This is a genomic window from Streptomyces sp. SID1328, from assembly GCF_009865595.1.
Classification (GTDB): Bacteria; Actinomycetota; Actinomycetes; order Streptomycetales; family Streptomycetaceae; genus Streptomyces; species Streptomyces griseoluteus.
Window position 1 is genome coordinate 1 of record NZ_WWKH01001011.1, and the last position, 1,900, is coordinate 1,900.

Annotated in this window: 3 protein-coding genes and 1 pseudogene; all 4 read left to right on the forward strand. The window is 72.4% G+C overall.

All coding sequences use genetic code 11. The features are described from left to right. Positions 1–138, forward strand: a pseudogene (locus GT030_RS36940) (helix-turn-helix domain-containing protein); the annotation flags it as partial. Between the two features lie 65 nt (positions 139–203). After that, positions 204–821: a Uma2 family endonuclease gene (locus tag GT030_RS32665; protein ID WP_161204166.1), complete on the forward strand. Its 618-nt coding sequence runs from the start codon at positions 204–206 to the stop codon at positions 819–821. A gap of 32 nt (positions 822–853) precedes the next feature. Continuing rightward, entirely contained in the window at positions 854–1,696 is an 843-nt protein-coding gene (mshB, locus tag GT030_RS32670) for an N-acetyl-1-D-myo-inositol-2-amino-2-deoxy-alpha-D-glucopyranoside deacetylase (RefSeq protein WP_161204167.1), read from the forward strand. After that, positions 1,693–1,900: DUF6113 family protein (locus GT030_RS32675; protein WP_237522979.1), on the forward strand; the 208-nt coding region annotated here is incomplete at its 3' end. The genes mshB and GT030_RS32675, both read left to right, overlap by 4 nt.

The following is a 1,900-nucleotide window of genomic DNA, read 5'->3' on the forward strand; positions in this document are numbered from 1 at the left end:
CCACCTCCCTTCGCCCCGCCCGTCCCCGCGCCCCCGGTACGCCACCCCTTCCAGAACTGCGACGGCTGCAACCGCGCCTTCCGAGCCCCTGAGCCGGGCCGGTGCCGCGACTGCTCTCCCGGAGGCCGCCTAGCATGAAAGCGACGATCCTTGCCCCGCCCGAGGACGCAGGCACCTCAGGGCCCACAGGAGGAGCGAGCGCCATGGCCACAGCACCGGACGACGCACGCCAGGGCACCCTGCACCAGTACCGGGCAATGCGGGACTTCGTTCAGTCCATGGACGACACCCTTCCGGGCAAGTTCGAGATCACCAGGGAAGGGATCGTCCACGACATGATGTCGCCCGTCAGGCAGCATGAGCTGACCGTGCTGCGTCTGCGGAAGCGCCTGGAGAAGGCCATGCCGGAGGAACTCGTGGCCCACACGGGCGAACCCGACGTGGAGGACGCGGCCGTGGGCGTCATGCGGCATCCCGACGTGATGGTGATCGCCGAGGCGGACATGGAGGGGGAGGGTGCCTTCGACCCCCGTACGCTCGTCGCCGCCGTCGAGATCGTCTCCCGCTCCAACCCGGAGAACGACTGGGTCGGCAAGGTCCGCGACTACCCCCTGCTGGGCATCCCGGTCTGCGCGGTCTTCGACCCCCGCACCGGCTCCGGCGCCGTCTTCACCGACATCCACCCCACCCCCGCCGGGCCGCGCTACGCCACCCGCAAGGACTTCGTCTACGGCGAGGAGGCCACCATCGCCAAGTGGACCATCCCGACGGACGGCCTGCCGCGCTATGCCGACGACGGCACCGCGCAGGGCACGTACTGAACCGTCGGCCCCGTCCTCGTACGCTGGACCCCATGACCGAACTGCCCGCCCGGCGTCTGCTGCTCGTGCACGCGCATCCCGATGACGAGTCGATCAACAACGGCGCGACCATGGCCAAGTACGTGGCCGAGGGGGCGCACGTGACTCTGGTGACCTGCACGCTGGGGGAGCGGGGGGAGGTGATCCCGCCGGAGCTGCGGCATCTGGAGGGGGCCGCGCTCGGGGCGTACCGGAGGGGCGAGCTGGACGCCGCCCTCGGGGAGCTGGGCGTTCGTGACGTGCGGGTGCTCGGGTACCAGGACTCCGGGATGATGGGGCTCGCGGACAACGACGACCCCGCCGCCTTCTGGCAGGCCGACCTCGACCAGGCCGCCGGGGCGCTCGCGGACGTGATGCTGGAGGTCCGGCCGCAGGTCGTCGTCGCGTACGACGACAACGGCGGATACGGCCACCCCGACCACATCCAGGCCCACCGCGTCACCATGCGCGCCGTCGAGCTGGCCGCCGGCCGGGGGCACCAGGTGGCCAAGGTCTACTGGAACCGCATGCCCCGCTCGGTCGTCGAGGACGCCTTCGCGCGGCTCGCCGAGGAGTTGCCCGGCCTGCCGTTCGGCAAGAGCGCCGACATCGCCGACCTGCCCGGCGTGGTCCCGGACGAGCGGATCACCACCGCCGTCGACGGCACCGCGTACGCCGCCGCCAAGGCCGCCGCGATGCGCGCCCACGCCACCCAGATCACCGTCGCGGGCGACTACTTCGCGCTCTCCAACGACCTCGCCCAGCCGCTGTTCGGCACCGAGTACTACGAGTTGGTGCGGGGCAGCGCCGAACCCGGCGAGAGCGACCTCTTCGCCGGAGTGGAGGTGGCGTCATGAGCAGCTCGATGCTCGCCCAGCCCCTGCAACGCCCCTCCCTCGGCCGGATGGCCGCGCTGCTCGGGCTCGCCCTGCTCGGTGCGGTCGCCGGCGTCGCCGGGGCGCTGGTGCAGGCCGCCTGGTTCCCGCTCGGCCTGCTGCTCGCCCTGGCGGGCGCGGGCGGGCTGTTCCTCGGCGGCGGCTACGCGCTGCGCGGCCGCTCGG

Coding starts and splice junctions, on each gene's coding strand:
- GT030_RS32665 (WP_161204166.1), top strand. CDS start 204: ATGGCCACAGCACCGGACGACGCACGCCAGGGCACCCTGCACCAGTAC.
- mshB (WP_161204167.1), top strand. CDS start 854: ATGACCGAACTGCCCGCCCGGCGTCTGCTGCTCGTGCACGCGCATCCC.